Origin of the sequence: Nocardia sp. NPDC049190, from assembly GCF_040648115.1 — a bacterium.
Classification (GTDB): Bacteria; Actinomycetota; Actinomycetes; order Mycobacteriales; family Mycobacteriaceae; genus Nocardia.
In genome coordinates this window covers 122,198-142,497 of the sequence record NZ_JBEZDE010000007.1, presented here as the reverse complement: position 1 = coordinate 142,497, position 20,300 = coordinate 122,198, and the positions used below count along the sequence as shown (strand labels likewise).

The following is a 20,300-nucleotide window of genomic DNA, read 5'->3' as shown; positions in this document are numbered from 1 at the left end:
TATTGCAGGTCACAATTGCGCCGTCGCAAATGGATGACGCGTCTCAGATTGACACGGCCAGTGTAACGCTTCTGCGGTGTCATAGGCATTGCAGTTTTGCTCGGCCCAGCAAACCATGAGGAGGACGGTTGCGGCCCCAAACCCTCAGCGTTGCCGATCGGGTGTTCACCGATCTCATGTGGCAGCCCACTTTTGCAGACGTCGTATCCCGCGACGAGCTGCCGGACGAGTTCTTCGCCTTGTTCCTCGACCCGACGCGCGCATACAGCACGGCGTTGTGGACCCGCCCGGATGACACCCTGGAAGGCGCCCAGTCGGCGAAGATCGACCTCGCGCTGGCCAGATGCGATCTGCGGCCGGGGATGACCTTGTTGGATGTCGGTTGCGGTTGGGGTTCGACCATGTTGCGCGCCATGGACACCCATCGGGTGAACGTGATCGGATTGACGCGCAGTCGCAATCAGTACCGGTACGTGCGGGATCTGCTCGTCGACCGGTTGGTCCGTGGGCGCCCCTACGGCGGGGTTCGGCTGCAGGATTGGGAGGACTTCGACCGCCGCGCGGACCGGATTGTGTGTATTGCCGCATTGGAAAACCTCTATCCGGATCGATATGGCGAGTTCTTCGATTTCGCCTATCGGATCATGCCTGCTGACGGCGTGCTGGTGTTGCAGACCGCCGTGGCCTCCCACCGCAACGGAATGCGAGCGACCGATCCGCCGGTCGCGAGCACCGATTCCGCCTTCCTTCGGTACCTGCGTGAGACCATCGTTCCTGGTGGCCGGCTACCGCCGGCGACCGGCGACAGCCCCAAAGGTGTCGCACAGTACGCGGAGGACGCCGGATTCACGATCACTCGCATGCAGGAAATGGGACGGCACTGCGTCACCACCCAGGAGCACTGGGCCGTTGCACTGCACGAGCACCGCGACCACGCGATCGAACTCGTCGGGCACGACACGTACCACGCGTATCTCAGCTATCTGGTCGCCTGCGCCGATTACTTGCGTCGCGGCCACATCGATGTGATGCAGTTCACGTGCGCCAAGCCCGAGTCGGTGCACCTATCCGGGCGGCGCTGATCGCGCCTGCGAACTCTTCCGACCGCGTCCGCGCATGGTCCGCGCATGGTCCGCGCTTCGGCACGCCCTGAGGTTTCGGATCGCGGTGTCCACAGGATTACGGCGGCCGGATTGTCGACCGCGAACGCGATATCGCGCTGGTGCTCTCACTGTCGCGGATATTGTTGCCAGCGGCCGTTTCGGTGCCTGCCGTGGCCGGGTCGCGAGGTGGCCATCCGCGGTGTTCGCACCGCTCACAAAAGGAGGCGACCGCACCGGCCGCGGATTACTCTGTGGATAGATCCCCTCATCGGATGAATGAGGTGTTCCGATGCGGGGATGGGTCGCAAAGTAGGAGTGATCGCTGTGAAGGACAGTTCCGTTTTCGTCGAAGAAGCCACGACGCGCATCGTCGCCGCGCACGAACGCGCGGACTACTGGTCCGAACTGATCAACTCGTACCATCGGCGCCTGGGCTATGCCTTCCCGCGAGATAGCAACTTCGACGGTCGTACGACCTTGCGGCGCACTACCAACTATCAACTGATCGGCTGGGAGTCCGACGCGGTGACGTACTACCGCACCGCGGGGCATGTGCGCGGCGACTCCGATGACGATTTCCGTCTGCTGCTGCCCGTCAATGGACAGGCGAACCTCGAGCAGGCCGGTGAGCGCGCAGTGCTGCCATCGGGTTTCGCTTGCCTGGTGACTCTCGAACGACCGTTCGCATTCTCGCTGGGTGCGGACACCAAGGGCCTGCTGATGACCATTCCCCGTCGAGAGATCGACCACCGCCTCGGCCGCATGCCGGATCAGGCCGCCACTGCCGCCGACCTCAACTCCGGATTGGGCAGGGTGGTTGCCGACCTCGCGGCCGGGCTGTTCGCCAATGGCGGCGACATGACCCGCCATCAGTTCGATACCGTCGCTTCCCACCTGGTCGAACTGCTCTGCATGCACATCGTCGGTGAGCAGCCCACCGCCCCCGGTCATCTGGCCGATGTGGAGGCGGTGGTCAGACGCTACGTCCGCACTCACGCCGAGGACCCCGACCTCACCGGCGCGACTATCGCCCACGCCCTCGGTTGGTCTCTCCGGCAAATCCAGCTCGCATTCCAGCACGTCGGCACCACTCCTCGGGAACTGATCAAAGAAGAACGCCTACAACTCGCCTATTCACGTCTGCGCAATCCCGTCTATCGCGAATCGAGCATCGCCGACGTCGCCATGGCACTGGGCTTCGGCTCGGCCAGCGCTTTCAGCACCGCCTTTCGTCATCGTTTCGGCGCCACACCGCGCGAGGTTCGCTTCGGTTGACCCGGCAGCCGTCGATCATCGGACCGGTCATCCGTGTTGGAATCGCCACCAGGTCCACGCCATTGTGGACTGTCGCCGACGGCGTTGTCGGCGCAGCGAGGATGTCGCCGCCCTCACCTCGAAGATGATTCACGCGTGGTCGTGACCCGCACCGATGGCGCCGCATTCCCACGACGTGGATATCGCGAGACGCGATAGTCGGGTCGATGTGATTCGGTCGGCTCATCGGTTGGTCTCAGCGCTCCAGGTACAGGCGTTCATTGGGCATCCGTGGATACCGGCGAGGATCGTCGTGCACCACGGCGAGATGTTTCGGATAGCGGTAGTTTCGGCATTCCTGCATGAACAGTGAAGCCGCAGTGGCGCACGCCGTGTAGTCGAAACGGACATTACCGAATTCCACGACAAGGTGAACGTCTGTTTCTTTCGGATTCGGAGACATCTGATCTTCCATTTCCAGCTCAAGCCTCGTCACGGCCCGGATGTAGATCTGTGCGGCAGGCAATCATGGAAAGGCCCAGCAAACAGCAATTCATCAATTCGTCCTCACGATCTCCGATTACGCCCTGCCGCCGGGCGGCATACGGCTGCCTGCCAGCCGATATTCTTGCCTGCCTGCTCGGTCGCCACGTCCACGCGCACGATCCGCGTGCGCTCGGTCGCAACCCTGCGCAATAAGGGTCGGTGGTCGGCCCGCCCGCAAGAATCCATCCGGAAGCTCCGCATACCAGCCACACTAAGAACCGGACCGCACGACGGGCTATATTCCCCGCGAACGAAACTTTCCATCACGCGCAAGCGCGATACCGCGCAGGCGGATCTGTTCCGACTCGGATATCCCGCGGACAACAACGCCGCCCCGATTCGCACGCCGCCCCCTTCGCGCAGGGCCCGATCCGAGGCGACGCGACCGGGGTAGCGGGCCCGAAACCGCAGCTGAACTCGTTCGATGCGCCAGACGGATCGGCTCCGTCAGACCACGGAGTTCGCACAACCAGCCGCTGCTCCCGCGGCGAGCTGTCCGGCGAAGTGGGGTGTGATCAATTCATCTAGTACGTTCTGGGGGATAACGCGAAGCAATTTCGGGTGATGTCGGCCGCCAGCAGGACTCGGTTGTCGGTGCTTATCCCGATCGCCCGGCGGCACCGGGCAGGTAGGTGGAGGTAGCCATGCTTGTTGACCACGCCGTCGTCGCCTGGCTGGGAGACAAGGATCAGCCGTTCACGGTCGCGGATCGGCAGGCGCGTGCCGGGCGTCCGGCTCGGCTTGCCCGGTACGGGTTTGTCGCCGCCCCGTCCTGCCACGCCGATCTTGCGAACCACTCAGGCCGTGGTGGGCGGGCGCGGCCACACACCGGCGGCCGCGGTGGGGCCGGCCGCACGAGCGCACATATTCATTGCTCATCGCGCCCGGAGACGGCGCCAGGTCGCGCGATTCGCGGTGGAATCAGCGGTACCGAAGCGTCATTGCCCGTGGCGTCGGCGTCCACCTCGCGGCCGACATGTGCGGTCGGCGCGAAGTCCACGTACGGTGTCGAGGCGCCGTACTGACATCGAAGACCGGCGGAGTTCGCAACAAGAATGTATCGAAATATGTCTACTGATCGATTCCGTAGAGCTCGAAATGCATTGGGCTGTGTGGCGCTTGTCGTGTTTTTGATTTCCGGGTGCGGAGCAGGCCGCGCCGATGATCCGGCGCCGATCGGACCGGTTGTCACCGAGGTCGGCACGCGCAGCGATCAAGAGGGCTTGTCGATCACGGTGCCCGGCACGCTCGCCGCGAGCTTTGCCGAGTTGAAGGCCGGTGTCCGCGGACGGATCGGGATGGCCATCATGCCGGTAGGCGGCGATCAGATGGTTTCCTTCGGCGACTGGACCACTGGTCCGGCGTGGTCGACGATGAAGGTGCCGTTGACGATCGCCGCGCTGCGCCGCAATCCGGCCACGTCGACCTACACCGCGTCGTCCGCGATCACCGCCTCCGACAACGCCGCCGCCGAGGTGCTGTGGCAGTCGCTCGGCAGCGCGCAGGAGGCGGCCGCCGCCGTTCAAGCGGTGCTGCGCGAAGGCGGTGACACCAAGACCACGGTGCCCGCCACCCGTTCTCGTCCGGACCAGTCGTCCTTCGGCCAGGCCGACTGGTCGCTGGCCGATCAGGTGCGGTTCGCCGCGCGACTGCCCTGTCTGCCGCAATCCGAGCGGGTGCTCGGCCTGATGGCGCAGATCGTCTCCAGTCAACGCTGGGGCCTCGGCGAATTCAGCGGAGCCGAGTTCAAGGGCGGCTGGGGTCCGGACCTCGCCGGCAACTACTTGGTCCGACAGTTCGGGATCATCACCACCCCGTCGGGGCAGATCGCGATCGCGTTCGCGGTGCAGCCGGATTCGGGAGCGTTCAACGACGGTATGAATGTGCTGGACAAGCTCACCACGGCCGTCTCCCAGCATCTCGACGAGCTGTCGAGCGGCAGCTGCAAGGCCTGATCGCAGACCGGATGCGTGCTCGTCTCGGGGTGCGCGTCACGATCCCCGACCTGTTCATGGTGGCGTGGATCGGCGCCACGCCACCATGAACAGGTCGAGCAGCGGCGAGTCGCGCCCTGTTCCCAGCTCACGCTGCTCTGCCGGACATCGAACCAGGTCAGTGTTACCGAGCGTTCACGGGGTCGGCGCTGTCCGGACCGGACATTAGGGGCAAGATAGCGGCCATGCGCATCGGAGTCTTGACCGGAGGCGGAGACTGCCCAGGACTGAACGCTGTCATCCGCGCCGTCGTTCGCACCGCGAACGGCCGCTACGGAGACGCGATCGTCGGCTTCGAGGACGGCTGGCGTGGCCTCCTCGAAGACCGAAAGATCCAGATCCTCAACGACGACCGCACCGACCGGCTGCTTGCCAAGGGCGGCACGATTCTCGGCACCGCACGCACCAATCCCGACGTCCTGCACGCGGGCCTCGGCCGGATCAAGCAGACCCTGGACGACAACGGCATCGAAGCACTGATCCCGATCGGTGGCGAGGGCACCCTCACCGCCGCGAGCTGGCTGTCGGACGAGGGTGTTCCCGTGGTGGGCGTTCCGAAGACCATCGATAACGACATCGACTGCACCGATGTCACTTTCGGCCATGACACCGCGCTGAGCATTGCCAGTGAGGCAATCGACCGGCTGCACACCACGGCGGAATCGCACCAGCGTGTGATGCTCATCGAGGTGATGGGCCGGCACGCGGGCTGGATCGCGATCAACGCGGGGATGGCGGCGGGCGCGCACCTGACTCTGGTACCGGAGGTCCCGTTCGATGTGGACGAAGTCTGCGTCATGATCAAGCGCCGGTTCCAGCGTGGCGACAAGCATTTCATCTGTGTCGTCGCCGAGGGTTCGCATCCGGCGCCCGATTCGGGATTCACATTGCGCCAAGGCGGTATCGACGAGTTCGGCCATGAGCGTTTCACCGGCGTCGCCCAGCAACTCGGAGTGGAGATCGAACGGCGAATCGGCAAGGAGGTCCGCACCACCGTGCTGGGCCATGTGCAGCGCGGCGGCAGCCCCACCCCCTACGACCGGGTGCTTGCCACCCGATTCGGCCTGCACGCCGCCGAGGCGGTACACGCCGGCCATTTCGGTCAGATGGTCGCCTTGCACGGCACCACCATCGATCTCGTCCCGCTGTCGGAAGCCACCAAGCAGCTCAAGCGGGTGCCCACGGAACGCTACGGCGAGGCGGAGGCTTTCTTCGGCTGAGAAGACAACCGGGCCTGGACATCGAGGAGGGAGGACGTCACGGCGGCGGTTGGTACGCACGCGGCGAATAGCGCTGTGTCGACCCGACAAGTCGGTACTGTGAATCGCATGCGCAATGGGCGACTGGTCGCGTGTGCTCTGCTCGTGATTGCCGCACTGCTGGTCGGGTGTTCGGACGCGGACCCGAACCCACCGGAGCCGACCACCGGCGACTGGCACGGCGGCATCGAGATCCCCGGCAAGGCGCTCCAGATCGGGGTGAGTTTTTCCGGTGAAGGGACCGCCACCATCGACATCCCGGTGCAGAAGGTGGCGGGCGCGCAACTGAAGGACGTCACCTCCAACCGGAACGAGGTGTCCTTCGTGGTCGCCGATACTCCTGGGGACCCGACGTTCCGGGGGAAGTACGACTCGGGATCCGACAGGATCAGTGGTGACTTCACCCAGGCTGGTCAGAGCTTCCCGCTCGTGCTGGAGCGAGGAAAGATCGCGACGCTCGCCCGTCCGCAAGAGCCGAAACCGCCGTTCCCGTATCGGTCCGAGGAGGTCAGCTACCGAAACGGTGAGATAACCATTGCCGGGACGCTGACCGAGCCCCAGGGCAGCGGTCCCTTCCCCGCCATCGTGCTGATCAGCGGAAGCGGCGCACAGGACCGCAACGAGGACATCCTGGGCCACAAACCCTTCCTGCTGCTGGCCGACACCTTCACCCGCGCGGGCTACGCCGTGTTGCGCAGCGACGACCGCGGCATCGGCGGCACCGGCGGCACCTTGGCCGAGGTGAGCTATGCCGACCTGTCCGGCGACGCTGCGGCGGGTGTGCGGTTCCTGCGCTCCCGCCCGGATATCGACCCGGCCCGGGTCGGGCTCCTCGGTCACAGCGAGGGCGGCTATTTGGCGCCGCTGGTTGCCTCGGGTCCGGACAGCGGCGTCGGGTTCGTCGTTCTGATGGCGGGCCCCGCTGTCAGCGGTTCGGACGTGCTCGTCGAGCAGACCCGCCTGCTCGCCGCCGTGAACGGCGCACCCGCCGACGAGGTGGATAAACAGGTGCGCCAGACCACCGAGTTGGTCGCGCTGCTGAAGGCGGGCGACCTGGCCGACGCGAAGGAGCTGGCCCGCAAGCAGAACGAGGCCATGCCCGCCGACCAGCGGCTACCCGCCGATCAGGTCGGCGCGGAGATCACTCCGTACTTGACCGCCCTCGTCGCCTATGATCCCGCGCCCGCTCTGTCCGCGCTGCGTGTTCCAGTACTCGCGTTCTTCGGCGACAAGGATCTGCAGGTGCCTGCGGTCCAGAGCGAGCAACCGATGCGCGACCACCTCGCCGCCGACCCGGACGCGACGGTCCATGTCTTCCCCGGTCTCAACCACCTGATGCAGCCCGCGGAAACCGGGCGCCCCAGCGAGTACGGCTCGAGCGAAACGACCATCGCCCCGGAAGTGCTCAGTTACGTCACCGGCTGGCTCCAGCAGCGCGTCCCGACGAAATAGCGTGGTACTCGTCGACGCCAGAGCCCCTGCGGTGTCGTTGAAGCGCTTACTTAGACTGATGGCCATGAGCGCACCCACGGTCGACCTGATGGATTACTCGGATGTCCTCGCCCGGTTCGAGCCGGTGCTCGGCATGGAGGTCCACGTCGAGCTGTCCACCGCGACGAAGATGTTCTGCGGTTGCCCGACCGAGTTCGGCGCCGAGCCGAACACTCAGGTGTGCCCGGTGTGCCTCGGTCTGCCGGGGGCGCTGCCGGTGGTGAACGAGCGAGCCGTCGAGTCGGCTATTCGGATCGGGCTGGCGCTGAACTGCTCGATCACTCCGTGGGGCCGGTTCGCGCGCAAGAACTACTTCTACCCGGATCAGCCGAAGAACTACCAGATCAGCCAGTACGACGAGCCGATAGCCACGAACGGGCACCTGGACGTGGTACTCGACGACGGCAGCAGGTTCCGGGTGGATATCGAGCGCGCGCACATGGAGGAGGACACCGGGAAGTCGGTGCATGTCGGTGGTGCGACCGGCCGCATCCACGGCGCCAGCCATTCCCTGCTGGACTACAACCGAGCAGGTGTCCCGCTGATCGAGATCGTCACCAAGCCGATCACCGGCGCGGGGGAGCGCGCTCCGGAAGTCGCGCGGGCGTACGTGACGGCGCTGCGCGATCTGTTGAAGTCACTCGGCGTCTCCGACGTGAAAATGGAGCAGGGCTCGCTGCGCTGCGACGCGAACGTATCGCTGATGCCCATCGGTGCAACGGAATTCGGCACCCGAACCGAGACCAAGAACGTCAACTCGCTCAAGAGCGTCGAGGTGGCCGTGCGTTTCGAGATGCGCCGCCAGGCCGCGATACTGGCAGGTGGCGCAACGATCGTCCAGGAGACCCGGCACTTCCACGAGGCCGACGGAAGCACGTCGCCCGGCCGCCGCAAAGAGACCGCCGAAGACTACCGGTACTTTCCCGAGCCCGACCTGGAGCCGGTCGCGCCCGCCGCGGAGTTGGTGGACCGGCTGCGCGGCACCATCCCCGAGTACCCGTGGCTGCGCCGTGCCCGGATCCAGTCCGAGTGGGGCCTGTCGGACGAGGTGATGCGTGACCTGGTCAACGCGGGTGCGCTGGATCTGATCATCGCCACCGTCGACGCGGGCGCCCCGGCCAATGAGGCGCGTTCCTGGTGGGTCGCCTACCTCACCGAGAAGGCCAAGGAGCGCGAGGTCGCCCTGGAAGACCTGCCGATCAGCCCGGCCCAGGTCGCCGAGGTGATCAAGCTGGTCGAGGCGAAGACGGTGAACAACAAGGTCGCCAAGCAGGTCGTCGACTACGTGCTGGCGGGCGAGGGCGACCCGGCGCAGATCGTCGAGGCCAAGGGACTCGGCATGGTCAGCGACGACAGCGCTCTGCAGGCCGAGGTCGAAAAGGCACTCGCCGCCAATCCCGACATCGCCGAGAAGATCCGGTCCGGCAAGGTCCAGGCGGCCGGAAAGATTGTCGGCGACGTCATGAAGGCGACCCGCGGTCAGGCCGACGCGGCCCGAGTCCGCGAACTGGTGCTCGCCGCCTGCGCCTAGGTTGCGTTCGGTGTGCGGCGCCTACGGCGCCGCACACCGAACATATCCTCAGTCCGGTCCACCGCCGCCGGCCTGCGGCGGTGGGATGCGGACGACGCGGTCGTCGTTCGGACCCGGTTTTCCGTCGGTCTTGTTGACCGTAGTCACCCAGATGGTGCCGTCGGCGCCGGCCGCCGCGCCGCCGAGCTGCCCGTACCTGTCCTGCGCGAGCAGGGTCGGCGTGGCGGTGACCGCCTGGGTGTTCTTGTCGGTGGTCGCGAGGGCGAGGGCCTTCGCGCGGGTCAATGCGATCGCGACGCCATCGGTGGCCGCCGCGCAACCGGCGACGCCGGGCCGGTCGGGCCAGGTCCACGCGGTGGTGACCACGCCGGCGCTGTCGACTCGCTGCAGCCGATCCTCGGCAGGGGTACGGTCGGTGATCCAGATGCTGTCCGCGCTGCCGCGGCACACGTCCCCGGCGATACCGATGCCGGAGACAGCGATTTCCGGCGCCGCCGTACGACCCGGCGCCGGCGAGTTCACCCGGAGTAGTTTGCCAGCCAGTGACGAGGTGGAGGCCGCGCTGCTCGGGTCGCCCGCGTCGCCGGTCAGCACGAGCATCTGGTCGGGTGTGGCGAACTCGATCGCGCCGCGATTTCCGCTGGAACCCTTCGGGATTCCGGTGAGGATGTCCTTGGGCGTGCCGCCGCCCTCCGCGATGCGGACCACCCGGTTGTCGCTGGCGGTGGTGATGTAGGCGTACATCAGTCCGTCTTCGCGATAGGTGGGGGAGAGCGCGATGTCGCTGAGACCACCGTCGGCCGAACCGTCCACGTCCAGTCGAGCGATCTCCACCGGTTGCCGCTCCGGGGCCACTTCGAGGATGCGACCGGTCTGTCGCTCGGCGACCAGCGCGCCGTCGCCGAGCGTGATGAGGCCACCGGTGGTGTCCAGGCAGGTCGCCACCACCGCCGGGTCCGGATCGATGCATGGGCCGCTCGGCCGGGTGGTGGACGTGGGTGACTGTTTCGGTTTCTTCGGGTCGATGTTGGCCCCGTGCAAGGTCGGCTCCGGGGTGAACGGGCTGGACGCCGAATCGTCGAACCGGGCGCAACCGGTCAGCAAGACGGAGCCGAGCGCCAAGCTCGCCGCGACGCGGCCCAGGACAACCAAACTCATAGCTGAGACGTTACGGAAACATCGGCGCGCGCGTCGCCTCCGGGTGGGTGTTGGGCGCACACGGACACGCCGTGCTGTTTACACGCCCCGAGGTAGCGCACCGCGGCATAGGGTATTGGCCGTGACCGACAAGCCGAAAGACACACCCGAACCTTCGCAGGCCGGGAGCGCCGCGGCGTTCCCGGCCGAGCAGTCGGAGGTGTCGTCTACCGGTCGGGGAGTGCGCAGCCCGTTCGATTCGCCGACCGACCAGTCCCCTCGAGTGGCACCTTCCGAGCGGCCCGAACTGACCAAGGATGTTCCGCACACCGACGACGAACTCGGGCTCGACCCGGAGGTGCCGACGAAGGCCGACCGCGCCGGCGCCACCGCGTCCTACCGGTACGCCAGCATCCCGCCCGCGGCGAACGCGCCGAACGAGACCGGGCGGCTACGCCGTCGGACCAGCGAAAACCGTCGTGGCACCCTAGATTTCGGTTTGTTCGCGCTGCGGTTGATCGTCGGGGGCACCTTCCTCTACCACGGGCTGCAGAAGCTCGCCGGCTGGTTCCACGGTCCCGGTCTGGATGGCACCCGCGACATGATGGAGCGTGGCGGCTGGGACCACCCGACGGTGTCCACCATCCTGCTCACCGCGGGCGAGGTCGGCGGCGGCGCGCTGGTGGTTCTCGGCTTGGCTACCCCGCTGGCCGCGGGCGCGGTCCTCGCGGTGATGCTGGACGCCTGGGCATGGAAGCAGGGCATGGCTCCCGGATTCCAATACAAGGCGGGCCCCGGTGCGGTCGAGTTGGAGAGCATTCTGGCGGGCATCTCGGCCGTTGTCATCTTGACCGGCCCCGGCCGCTGGTCCTTCGACCGCAACCGTGGCTGGGCCACCCGCCCCTTCGCGGGCTCGTTCGTCATCCTCTTGCTCGCCATCGCCGCTGCGGCAGGCACCTACTGGTATCTGCACGGCGGTAATCCGCTCATCGGCATCGGTTAGGCCCCACCGCCCCGGTGGCAGGCCGCAGGGTGCGCAGTGCGCGTGCCTGTGTGTGCGAGAACAGGTATCACGTTCGAGCAGGAGTGTCGGGGCCGATGCCGAACGGCGTCCGTATCTTGGGATGCGGACGCCGTTCTTTTTTCTGCTCAGCTGTCTTGCAGGTCAGGGGACTCGGCGGACGGCGCCCTTGTCGGCCGACGTGGCCAGTGCGGCGTAGGCGCGCAGCGCGGTCGTGACCGGCCGGTCGCGGTGCGCGGGCTGCCAGGGATGTTCGGAGGCTTCCATTTTCGCGCGGCGTCCGGCGAGGACAGCGTCGTCGACCACGACTTCCAGTGTGCGGGTGGCGACATCGATGCGAATCCGGTCGCCGTTCTCGACCAGGGCGATGACGCCCCCGCCGGCCGCCTCGGGGGAGATATGGCCGATCGACAGGCCCGAGGTTCCGCCGGAGAATCGGCCGTCGGTGATCAGCGCGCACTGCTTGCCGAGACCAGCGCCTTTCAGGAAGGCGGTGGGGTGCAGCATCTCCTGCATACCCGGACCGCCGGCCGGACCTTCATAGCGGACGACGAGCACGTCGCCCGGCTCGATCTTCTTGCCGAGGATCACCGACACGGCTTCTTCCTGGGACTCCACCACCACCGCGGGGCCTTCGAAGGAGAACAGCTCCTCGTCGATACCCGCGGTCTTCAGCACCGCACCGTCGGGAGCGATGTTGCCGCGCAACACGACAAGGCCGCCCTCCGCGGTGTAGGCGTGCGCCACGTCACGGATGCAGCCGCCCTCGGCGTCGGTGTCCAGTGCCGACCAGCGGTTCTCGGTGGAGAACGGCTCAGTGGTGCGGACCCCGCCCGGTGCGGCGTGGAACAGCGCGAGTGCCTCTTCGGACGCTGTGCCGGAGCGGATATCCCAGGTGTCGAGCCACTCGTCGAAGCTCGACGAGTGCACCGTGGTGACATCGGTTTCCAACAGACCGGCGCGTCGCAGTTCGCCCAGGATGGCGGGGATGCCGCCGGCCCGGTGCACGTCCTCCATGTGGTAATCGGAGTTGGGTGACACCTTCGACAAGGTGGGCACTCGGCGGCTGATCTCCTCGATGGTATGCAGATCGAAGTCGATCTCACCCTCCTGCGCGGCGGCCAGCGTGTGCAGCACAGTGTTGGTCGAGCCGCCCATTGCGACGTCCAAGGCCATCGCGTTGCGGAATGCCTTGTCGTTGGCCACGTTGCGAGGCAGCACCGATGCGTCGTCCTCGCGATACCACCGGTTGGCGATGTCGACGACCACGGAGCCCGCTCGCTCGAACAGCGCCCGGCGCGCGGCGTGCGTCGCCAGGGTGGAGCCGTTGCCGGGCAGTGCGAGGCCGAGCGCCTCGGTGAGGCAGTTCATCGAGTTCGCGGTGAACATGCCCGAACACGAGCCGCAGGTCGGGCACGCGGACCGCTCGACCTCGGCCAAACCTTCCTCGGACACCGCCTGATTCGCGCTCGCGGAGATCGCGGTGATCAGGTCGGTCGGCGCATGCGCGACCCCGCCCACGACCACGGCTTTGCCCGCCTCCATCGGCCCGCCGGAGACGAACACCGCCGGAATGTTCAGCCGCATCGCGGCATTCAGCATGCCGGGGGTGATTTTGTCGCAGTTGGAGATGCAGACCAGTGCGTCGGCGGTGTGCGCGTTCACCATGTACTCGACCGAGTCCGCGATGATCTCGCGCGAGGGCAGCGAGTAGAGCATGCCGCCGTGGCCCATGGCGATGCCGTCGTCGACCGCGATGGTGTGGAACTCGCGCGGCACGCCGCCGGCGGCCCGTACCGCCTCGGCCACGATCTCGCCGACGTTCTTCAAGTGCACGTGGCCTGGCACGAACTGGGTGTAGGAGTTCGCGATGGCGACAATCGGCTTGCCGAAGTCGGTGTCGGTCATACCGGTCGCCCGCCAGAGCGCGCGGGCACCCGCCGCATTGCGGCCGACGGTCGTGGTTCGGGAACGAAGCGGTGGCATGTCGATGGTCCTCGGGTCGCGGGGGCTGATGTGCGGTGGCCGGACGTTCGTCCGTCCAAGCGCTCTTGGCGGTGCCGGGACGTTCGTCCGTCCAAGCGCTCTTGGCGGTGGAGACGTTCGGCGGTCCGAGCGCTGTCGGCGGTGGCGAGAGGTTCGTCGGCCCAAGCGCTTTTGCACCTGTGCAAAGTCTGCTCGGCGGCCCGTTCACGGTACTCCCGCTGGTGGTTCGCCTGCATACCGGGCACGGCCCGGCCCTGCGTGTAGCTGGGTGTCAGCCGGTAGTTCGATGGGCGCCGCGGCGGGTGTGCTCGGCGCCGATCCGACGGTGTCGCCGGAGGTGCCGGACCGTCGAAGAGTGATGGGTGCGAACGAGGGTCGGTGCACCCAACGAGGTCATCCCATCACCCGACCACAACATCGTATCGCCGGGAGATGTTCCGTCCCTGGCGAGGTCGGCGACTGGGTCGCGGTTCTGACGGCTAACGGGCGATCGTGCCGTCGCCGGTCGGGTCGCCGTCGTCGGTGTCGGAAGTCTTCGCGGAGCCGTTCGTCGCCGCGTCGCCCTTGTCGGACGCAGTCGCGTCCTCGGCGGTGGGCTCCGCGGGCGACCTGTTCGCCGCGGTTTCCTCCGGTCGCGCGAACGGGTCCGGGATCCTTCCGTCGGACGCCGCCGCCAGATCGCGCAAACGGTCGTACCCCACCGCGGGCAACTTCACCTCGGTGCCGTCGGTCAGGTCGGCGCGCACGAATCCCCGTTTCGGGATCCGCACGCCCTTCACCTGCGTCCAGTCGAGGTGGCGGGATCCGAAGAGCGTGCGCAGGTCCAGTCCCGCGTCCGACACCCTGGTCTGCGTCCGCTGCACCCACGCCGCCACGACGACGGGGATCGCCAACAACCACCACAGCCCGGCCGGCCAGCCGACGAACGGGAAGAACACGCACATCAGCAGGACGAACACGCCGAGGAAGGCCAGCCGTGGGATGCGGATCACAGCACTACCCGTCTCGGCTTCCGCGGCGGCGGTGTGGGACGATTCAGTAGGTGGCACGGACTGATGCGGTGATGACACACCACCATCCTCGCATCCTGGTGAACGGACACAAGCAACCGTACTGTCCCACATAATGGGACGCCGTAGGTCATCTGTTTGACCTTTCGGTTCACACCCGCTTAACGTCGTGCGCGTGAATCGAAACGAGTTGCTCGTAATCGGCCGGCGCGTCCAGCGTTGAGCCTGACAATCTGAGTCGAATACGTCAGCTCGCGTTGCGACGCGCCACCCTCGTTCAGCCATGTGCTGGCGGGGGCTTTTTTGTGTTCGGGCGACTGTTCGACAGGACGAAACGTAAGACACCGCATGTGCGATGGCCGGATGCGTCCGTCCCAGCGCCTTGAGGCACAAAATCCGGGGTCAGAACGACAAACACAGTAAGGAACGAAGACGGTGAGCGCACCTACCGCACGGCCCGGGCCTTCGGCCCGCAGGCCAGCGCCTTCGGCGAACCAGCAGGCATCGCCCGCTGTGAACGTGACATCCGCGGCGACCCGCCGCCCGCTCCCGCCCGAGCGGGTCACCGGCGCGCAGTCGGTGGTCCGGTCCCTCGAGGAGCTCGGTGTCGACACTGTATTCGGCATTCCCGGTGGCGCGATCCTTCCGGTGTACGACCCGCTGTTCGACTCGACCAAGGTGCGCCACGTCCTCGTTCGGCACGAGCAGGGCGCTGGTCACGCGGCCACCGGCTACGCGCAGGCCACCGGCAAGGTCGGGGTGTGCATGGCGACATCCGGTCCGGGCGCGACCAACCTGGTCACCCCGATCGCGGATGCGCAGATGGACTCGGTCCCGATCGTGGCCATCACCGGTCAGGTCGGTCGCGGTCTGATCGGCACGGACGCGTTCCAGGAGGCCGACATCTCCGGCATCACCATGCCGATCACCAAGCACAACTTCCTGATCACCGAGGGCGTGGACATCCCGCGGATCATCGCGGAAGCCTTCTACCTGGCCGCCTCCGGGCGGCCTGGCGCGGTGCTCGTCGATATCCCCAAGGATGTGCTGCAGGCGCAGACCACCTTCAGCTGGCCGCCGGAGATGCGACTGCCCGGGTACCGTCCCGTGACGAAGCCGCACGGCAAGCAGGTGCGCGAGGCCGCGCGGATGATCATGGATGCCAAGGCGCCGGTGCTCTACGTCGGCGGCGGCGTCATCAAGGCCAACGCCTCGGCCGAGCTGCTGGAACTGGCCGAGCTGACCGGTATGCCGGTGGTCACCACGCTGATGGCGCGCGGCGCCTTCCCGGACAGTCACCCGCTGAACATGGGGATGCCCGGCATGCACGGCACGGTGGGCGCGGTCGCGGCACTGCAGCGCTCGGACCTGCTGATCACTCTCGGCGCTCGTTTCGACGACCGCGTCACCGGTCAGCTGGACTCCTTCGCCCCCGGCGCCAAGGTGGTCCACGCCGACATCGACCCGGCCGAGATCGGCAAGAACCGGCACGCCGATGTCCCGATCGTGGGCGACTGCCGGGAAGTGATCGTCGAACTGATCGAAACACTGAAGGCCGACCCGGTAGCGGGTGACGCTCCGCTGTTGTCGCTGGGCGAGTGGTGGACCTACCTGAATGGTGTCCGCGACGCATACCCGCTGGGGTGGACACCGCCTGCGGACGGGTCGCTCTCGCCGGAGTTCGTCATCGAGGCATTGGGCCGACTGGCCGGTCCCGACGCGATCTATTGCGCGGGTGTCGGGCAGCATCAGATGTGGGCCGCTCAGTTCATCAAGTACGAGAAGCCGCGTTCGTGGCTGAACTCCGGTGGTCTCGGGACGATGGGCTACGCCGTCCCGGCCGCCATGGGCGCCAAGATGGGTGCGCCGGACAAAGAGGTGTGGGCGGTCGACGGTGACGGCTGCTTCCAGATGACCAATCAGGAGCTGGCCACCTGCGCCGTCGAAGGCATCCCGATCAAGGTCGCACTGATCAACAATGGCAACCTCGGCATGGTTCGGCAGTGGCAGACGCTGTTCTACCAGGAGCGTTATTCCAACACCGACCTCGGCACGCACACCCTGCGCATCCCCGACTTCGTGAAACTCGCCGAAGCGCTCGGCTGCCACGGCATCCGGGTCGAGCGGGAGGAGGATGTGGAGGCCGCCATCCGCGAGGCGCAGTCGATCACCGACCGTCCCGTGGTGATCGATTTCATCGTCGGCAAGGACGCCCAGGTGTGGCCGATGGTCGCCGCGGGCACCAGCAACGACGAGATCATGGCCGCCCGCGGTATTCGCCCGCTGTTCGACGACGACGAACAGGCTGCCGAGCCCTCCGTCATCCACGAGGCGATGTCGCACGAGAAGAACAAGGTGAACGAAGGATGAGCGAGAGCGCACACGGCAGAGCCGTCGCGGTGGTTGTGACGGAGCCGAGCATCAGCGAGGCGCAGTCATGAGTACTACCCATACCCTCAGTGTTCTCGTCGAAGACAAACCGGGCGTGCTGGCGCGGATCGCCGCGCTGTTCTCCCGCCGCGGCTTCAATATCGAATCGCTGGCGGTCGGCGGCACCGAGCTCCCCGAGATCTCGCGCATGACCATCGTCGTCACCGTCGAGGACCTGCCGCTCGAGCAGGTGACCAAGCAGCTCAACAAGCTGGTGAACGTCATCAAGATCGTGGAACAGGATGCCGACAACTCGGTGGCTCGCGAACTGATCCTGGTGAAGGTGCGCGCCGACGCCAGCGTGCGGACGCAGGTGATCGAGGCGGTGGGGCTGTTCCGCGCCAAGGTGATCGACGTGTCCCCGGACGCGCTGACCGTCGAGGCGACCGGAACACGCTCCAAGCTCGATGCGTTGCTGCGCATGCTCGAGCCGTACGGCGTCCGCGAGATCGTGCAGTCCGGCGTGGTCGCGGTGGGGCGTGGACCGAAGTCCATCACCGCTGCCCGATGACCGGGCAGCACTGGTGGGCCGGCCGACCGGTGCCGGCCACACGCTAGTCTTTCTGCGATCGACGGTTGGCGTGCCGCTCTTCCCGCGCACGCGGGAATGATTTCTCCCCGCCTGTGCGGGAGTGATCCGATCCAGAACAACATTAACCAACACCTGCGTGAGCATGGTGTGCCCCGCCCAGCGCGGGGATGATCCCGGAAGGAACCACAGTGGCAGTCGAGATGTTCTATGACGACGACGCCGACCTGTCGATCATCCAGGGCCGCAAGGTCGCTGTCATCGGCTACGGCAGTCAGGGGCACGCGCACTCGCTGAGCCTGCGCGACTCCGGTGTCGAGGTGCGAGTCGGCCTGGCGGAGGGTTCGAAGTCGCGCCCGAAGGCCGAGGAGGCGGGCCTGACCGTCGGTACGCCGGCCGAGGTCTCCGAGTGGGCCGACGTCATCATGGTGCTCGCGCCGGACACCGCGCAGGCGTCGATCTTCACCGCCGACATCGAGCCCAACCTGAAGGACGGCGACGCGCTGTTCTTCGGCCACGGCCTCAACATCCACTTCGGCCTGATCAAGCCGCCGGCCAACGTCACCATCGGCATGGTCGCGCCGAAGGGCCCCGGTCACCTGGTCCGTCGTCAGTTCGTCGACGGCAAGGGCGTTCCGGCCCTGATCGCCATCGACCAGGACCCGAAGGGCGAGGGTCAGGCGTTGGCGCTGTCCTACGCCAAGGGCATCGGCGGCACGCGCGCCGGCGTCATCAAGACCACCTTCAAAGAAGAGACCGAGACCGACCTGTTCGGTGAGCAGGCCGTGCTGTGCGGTGGCACCGAGGAACTGGTCAAGACCGGTTTCGAGGTCATGGTCGAGGCCGGTTACGCGCCGGAGATGGCCTACTTCGAGGTGCTGCACGAGCTGAAGCTGATCGTCGACCTGATGTACGAGGGCGGCATCGCGCGGATGAACTACTCGGTGTCCGACACCGCCGAGTTCGGTGGCTACCTGTCCGGCCCGCGAGTCATCGACGCCGACACCAAGAAGCGGATGCAGGACATTCTGCGCGACATCCAGGACGGCAGTTTCGTCAAGCGCTTGGTCGCCAACGTCGAGGGTGGCAACAAGGAGCTCGAGGCGCTGCGCAAGCAGAACGCCGAGCACCCGATCGAGGTCACCGGCGCCAAGCTCCGCGGCCTGATGAGCTGGGTCGATCGCCCGATCACCGAGACGGCCTGAGTCTCCGACCGATTCGCACGGTGGCCCGCTCCGCACACGGAGCGGGCCACCGGCCTTTTCGGTACTAGCTGCTGCCGAAAAGACTAGCTGCTGCCGAAAAGGCCACTCGGACGCTGCTGGCGGAACTGATCGAACGGACCGTTTCCCCAACCGGAGAACGGTCCGTTGTTGCAGCTCCAATTCTGGAACGGGCCGAAGTCGCAGTTGCGATCGTGCCGGTGGTGATGCCGGACCTGGGTGACACCTGGCGCGCCGGGATCGGCGGAGGCGGGCAGGGCAAGGGCGGTCAACGGAACTGCGGCGATCGCACCGGCGACTGCCACGCGGGCCAGGGTCCGTCGTACGGCGCTGGTTGTGGAAAACACGGTGGGTCCTTCTTTCACTCGGTATGAGCTGTCTGCTCACCATCTCCCGTTGCGGGACTGCCCGCGATGTCCCGCCGGCAGGACGGGAGACTGTGTCGCCGCCGCGTCGCGGGCGTGCATTACCGGCGGGCAGCAGCTACACGCCTACACTTTCGCGCACTTCCCAGGGAAACGTCACGGAAGTTTTACCAATGCGGGAAAATTCACTCTGCGGTAGTAGGGGAATTCCCTGGGATGATCGGCGGTGAAAGTTCGGTCGGCACCGCAGTCCACGGTGGCGTCGGTCGGTTACTCGCTCGTAGTGCCCCGAGCGCCTAGTGTTCTCGGGGGACGACAGGGTCGGGGAACCGTGCCCGAAAATCTCTGCCCGAACGGATTGTGAACCTTGCCGAAATCGCCGAATCTCGACCTCATCGCGAATGTCCCGAGTCCGGCGTCGGCCGGACGGCGCCCCGAGGCGATCCACCGATTTCTCGTCAAACCCGCCGACGCCGGCATCGTCGGATCGGTCGACGGCGGCAAGCTCCTCGAATGGATCGACAAGGTCGACTACGCGGCGGCGGCCCAGTGGAGCGGCCGTTACTGCGTCACCGCGTACGTCGGCAATATTCATCTCGATCGGCCGATCGCGGCCGGTGAGTTGGTGGAATTGCATGCGAGTCTGGTCCATACCGGGCGGACCAGCATGCACATTCTGGTCACCGTGTATTCGACCGACCCCACGCGGGTCAAGCCGGTGCAGTCGGCCCAGTGCCTGACGATCTTCGTGGCGGTCGATGACGACCGGCGTAATGTCGAAGTCCCGCAATGGAATCCGACGACGATCCTCGAGCTGCAGCGGCATCGACAGGCCCGGGCCCGGGTTTCGGTACGCAAGCGCATCGAGGAAGCGATGGCGGCTCAGCGGTACACGGCCGCGGGCACCGCGCCGAGCGCCACGCTGCGATTCTTGGCAGCGCCGTCGGACATCAACTGGGGCGGCAAGGTTCACGGTGGCCGCACCATGCAATGGATCGACGAGGCAGCCTACGTGTGCGGCGCCGATTGGGCCGGACTGCACGTCATCACGTCCTATTTCGGCGGAATTCGCTTCTACCGGCCGATCGTCATCGGTCACGTCGTCGAGGTCACCGCCCGGCTGATCCATACCGGCCCGCGCAGTATGCACGTGAGTGTGCACGTCACGTCGACCGACGCCCACTCCGACGAACCCGCGCTGGCCGCGCACGGCCTCGCCGTGGTCGTGGCGGTCGACGACGACGGAAAAGCGCGACCAGTGCCGCAGTGGACGCCGGTCTCCGAGGAAGACCAGGCGCTCGACGCGCACGCCCGGCACCTCGTCGACTTGCGTGCGCTCGTCGAGCCGTTTACGTCGGCGAGTGCTCTGCCGGCCGACGCCGAACCCAGTCATTTCCGGGTGCCGACGCCGAGCTGAGGTC

Annotated in this window: 17 protein-coding genes; 11 read left to right on the top strand and 6 right to left on the bottom strand. The window is 66.6% G+C overall.

The window, feature by feature from the left end:
• Positions 1–128 precede the first annotated feature (128 nt).
• Both AB0B25_RS09185 and AB0B25_RS09180 read left to right on the top strand, forming a co-directional pair.
• Positions 129–1,082 carry a class I SAM-dependent methyltransferase gene (locus AB0B25_RS09185; RefSeq protein ID WP_357176660.1) on the top strand — a complete coding sequence of 318 codons (954 nt, stop codon included), beginning with the start codon at positions 129–131 and terminating at the stop codon, positions 1,080–1,082.
• 345 nt (positions 1,083–1,427) lie between these two features.
• Complete coding sequence (locus AB0B25_RS09180) at positions 1,428–2,378, top strand: helix-turn-helix domain-containing protein (protein WP_357176659.1); 951 nt, start codon at positions 1,428–1,430, stop codon at positions 2,376–2,378.
• Positions 2,379–2,613: 235 nt separating this feature from the next.
• Here AB0B25_RS09180 and AB0B25_RS09175 read toward each other — a convergent pair whose 3' ends face one another.
• Together AB0B25_RS09175 and AB0B25_RS09170 are read right to left on the bottom strand one after the other, a co-directional pair.
• Positions 2,614–2,853 carry a hypothetical protein gene (locus AB0B25_RS09175; RefSeq protein ID WP_357176657.1) on the bottom strand — a complete coding sequence of 80 codons (240 nt, stop codon included), beginning with the start codon at positions 2,851–2,853 and terminating at the stop codon, positions 2,614–2,616.
• Positions 2,854–3,427: 574 nt separating this feature from the next.
• Positions 3,428–3,700, bottom strand: a complete 273-nt coding sequence (locus AB0B25_RS09170; RefSeq protein ID WP_357176655.1) for a hypothetical protein — start codon at positions 3,698–3,700, stop codon at positions 3,428–3,430.
• Positions 3,701–4,015: 315 nt separating this feature from the next.
• On the opposite strand from AB0B25_RS09170, the gene AB0B25_RS09165 reads away from it, so the two are divergent.
• The 4 genes from AB0B25_RS09165 (at position 4,016) to gatB (ending at position 9,178) form a co-directional block, all read left to right on the top strand.
• The gene (locus tag AB0B25_RS09165) at positions 4,016–4,858 is read left to right on the top strand and encodes a hypothetical protein (protein ID WP_357176653.1); all 843 of its coding nucleotides are present in this window, start codon (positions 4,016–4,018) and stop codon (positions 4,856–4,858) included.
• Positions 4,859–5,082: 224 nt separating this feature from the next.
• Positions 5,083–6,117: an ATP-dependent 6-phosphofructokinase gene (locus AB0B25_RS09160; protein WP_357176652.1), complete on the top strand. Its 1,035-nt coding sequence runs from the start codon at positions 5,083–5,085 to the stop codon at positions 6,115–6,117.
• 108 nt (positions 6,118–6,225) lie between these two features.
• Positions 6,226–7,608, top strand: a complete 1,383-nt coding sequence (locus tag AB0B25_RS09155; protein WP_357176650.1) for an alpha/beta fold hydrolase — start codon at positions 6,226–6,228, stop codon at positions 7,606–7,608.
• Between the two features lie 64 nt (positions 7,609–7,672).
• Positions 7,673–9,178 (top strand): Asp-tRNA(Asn)/Glu-tRNA(Gln) amidotransferase subunit GatB, encoded by a 1,506-nt coding sequence (gatB, locus tag AB0B25_RS09150; protein WP_357176648.1) that lies wholly within the window; start codon positions 7,673–7,675, stop codon positions 9,176–9,178.
• Positions 9,179–9,226: 48 nt separating this feature from the next.
• Here gatB and AB0B25_RS09145 read toward each other — a convergent pair whose 3' ends face one another.
• Positions 9,227–10,336 (bottom strand): PQQ-dependent sugar dehydrogenase, encoded by a 1,110-nt coding sequence (locus AB0B25_RS09145; protein WP_357176646.1) that lies wholly within the window; start codon positions 10,334–10,336, stop codon positions 9,227–9,229.
• Between the two features lie 121 nt (positions 10,337–10,457).
• Here AB0B25_RS09145 and AB0B25_RS09140 point away from each other — a divergent pair, with 121 nt between their 5' ends.
• Positions 10,458–11,318 carry a DoxX family protein gene (locus AB0B25_RS09140; RefSeq protein WP_357176644.1) on the top strand — a complete coding sequence of 287 codons (861 nt, stop codon included), beginning with the start codon at positions 10,458–10,460 and terminating at the stop codon, positions 11,316–11,318.
• A gap of 162 nt (positions 11,319–11,480) precedes the next feature.
• On the opposite strand, the gene ilvD is transcribed toward AB0B25_RS09140, so the two are convergent.
• Together ilvD and AB0B25_RS09130 are read right to left on the bottom strand one after the other, a co-directional pair.
• Positions 11,481–13,322 carry a dihydroxy-acid dehydratase gene (ilvD, locus tag AB0B25_RS09135; RefSeq protein ID WP_357176642.1) on the bottom strand — a complete coding sequence of 614 codons (1,842 nt, stop codon included), beginning with the start codon at positions 13,320–13,322 and terminating at the stop codon, positions 11,481–11,483.
• A gap of 479 nt (positions 13,323–13,801) precedes the next feature.
• Positions 13,802–14,392, bottom strand: coding sequence for a PH domain-containing protein (locus AB0B25_RS09130; RefSeq protein ID WP_357176640.1), 591 nt, complete (start codon positions 14,390–14,392; stop codon positions 13,802–13,804).
• 375 nt (positions 14,393–14,767) lie between these two features.
• Between AB0B25_RS09130 and AB0B25_RS09125 the strand changes: the two genes are divergently transcribed.
• From AB0B25_RS09125 to ilvC, 3 genes are all read left to right on the top strand, one after another.
• Positions 14,768–16,702 (top strand): acetolactate synthase large subunit, encoded by a 1,935-nt coding sequence (locus AB0B25_RS09125; protein WP_357176638.1) that lies wholly within the window; start codon positions 14,768–14,770, stop codon positions 16,700–16,702.
• 67 nt (positions 16,703–16,769) lie between these two features.
• Positions 16,770–17,273 (top strand): acetolactate synthase small subunit, encoded by a 504-nt coding sequence (gene ilvN, locus AB0B25_RS09120; RefSeq protein WP_357176636.1) that lies wholly within the window; start codon positions 16,770–16,772, stop codon positions 17,271–17,273.
• A 221-nt stretch (positions 17,274–17,494) separates the two neighbouring features.
• Positions 17,495–18,496: a ketol-acid reductoisomerase gene (ilvC, locus tag AB0B25_RS09115; protein WP_357176788.1), complete on the top strand. Its 1,002-nt coding sequence runs from the start codon at positions 17,495–17,497 to the stop codon at positions 18,494–18,496.
• Between the two features lie 83 nt (positions 18,497–18,579).
• Here ilvC and AB0B25_RS09110 read toward each other — a convergent pair whose 3' ends face one another.
• Positions 18,580–18,861 carry a hypothetical protein gene (locus tag AB0B25_RS09110; protein ID WP_357176634.1) on the bottom strand — a complete coding sequence of 94 codons (282 nt, stop codon included), beginning with the start codon at positions 18,859–18,861 and terminating at the stop codon, positions 18,580–18,582.
• Between the two features lie 385 nt (positions 18,862–19,246).
• Here AB0B25_RS09110 and AB0B25_RS09105 point away from each other — a divergent pair, with 385 nt between their 5' ends.
• Positions 19,247–20,296 carry an acyl-CoA thioesterase gene (locus tag AB0B25_RS09105; protein WP_357176632.1) on the top strand — a complete coding sequence of 350 codons (1,050 nt, stop codon included), beginning with the start codon at positions 19,247–19,249 and terminating at the stop codon, positions 20,294–20,296.
• The last annotated feature ends 4 nt before the right edge of the window (positions 20,297–20,300 follow it).

Excerpts from the sequence above, each read along its gene's own strand:
- AB0B25_RS09160 (WP_357176652.1), top strand. The coding sequence starts at position 5,083 with ATGCGCATCGGAGTCTTGACCGGAGGCGGAGACTGCCCAGGACTGAAC.
- AB0B25_RS09155 (WP_357176650.1), top strand. The coding sequence starts at position 6,226 with ATGCGCAATGGGCGACTGGTCGCGTGTGCTCTGCTCGTGATTGCCGCA.
- gatB (WP_357176648.1), top strand. The coding sequence starts at position 7,673 with ATGAGCGCACCCACGGTCGACCTGATGGATTACTCGGATGTCCTCGCC.
- AB0B25_RS09145 (WP_357176646.1), bottom strand. The coding sequence starts at position 10,336 with ATGAGTTTGGTTGTCCTGGGCCGCGTCGCGGCGAGCTTGGCGCTCGGC.
- ilvD (WP_357176642.1), bottom strand. The coding sequence starts at position 13,322 with ATGCCACCGCTTCGTTCCCGAACCACGACCGTCGGCCGCAATGCGGCG.
- ilvN (WP_357176636.1), top strand. The coding sequence starts at position 16,770 with ATGAGTACTACCCATACCCTCAGTGTTCTCGTCGAAGACAAACCGGGC.
- ilvC (WP_357176788.1), top strand. The coding sequence starts at position 17,495 with ATGTTCTATGACGACGACGCCGACCTGTCGATCATCCAGGGCCGCAAG.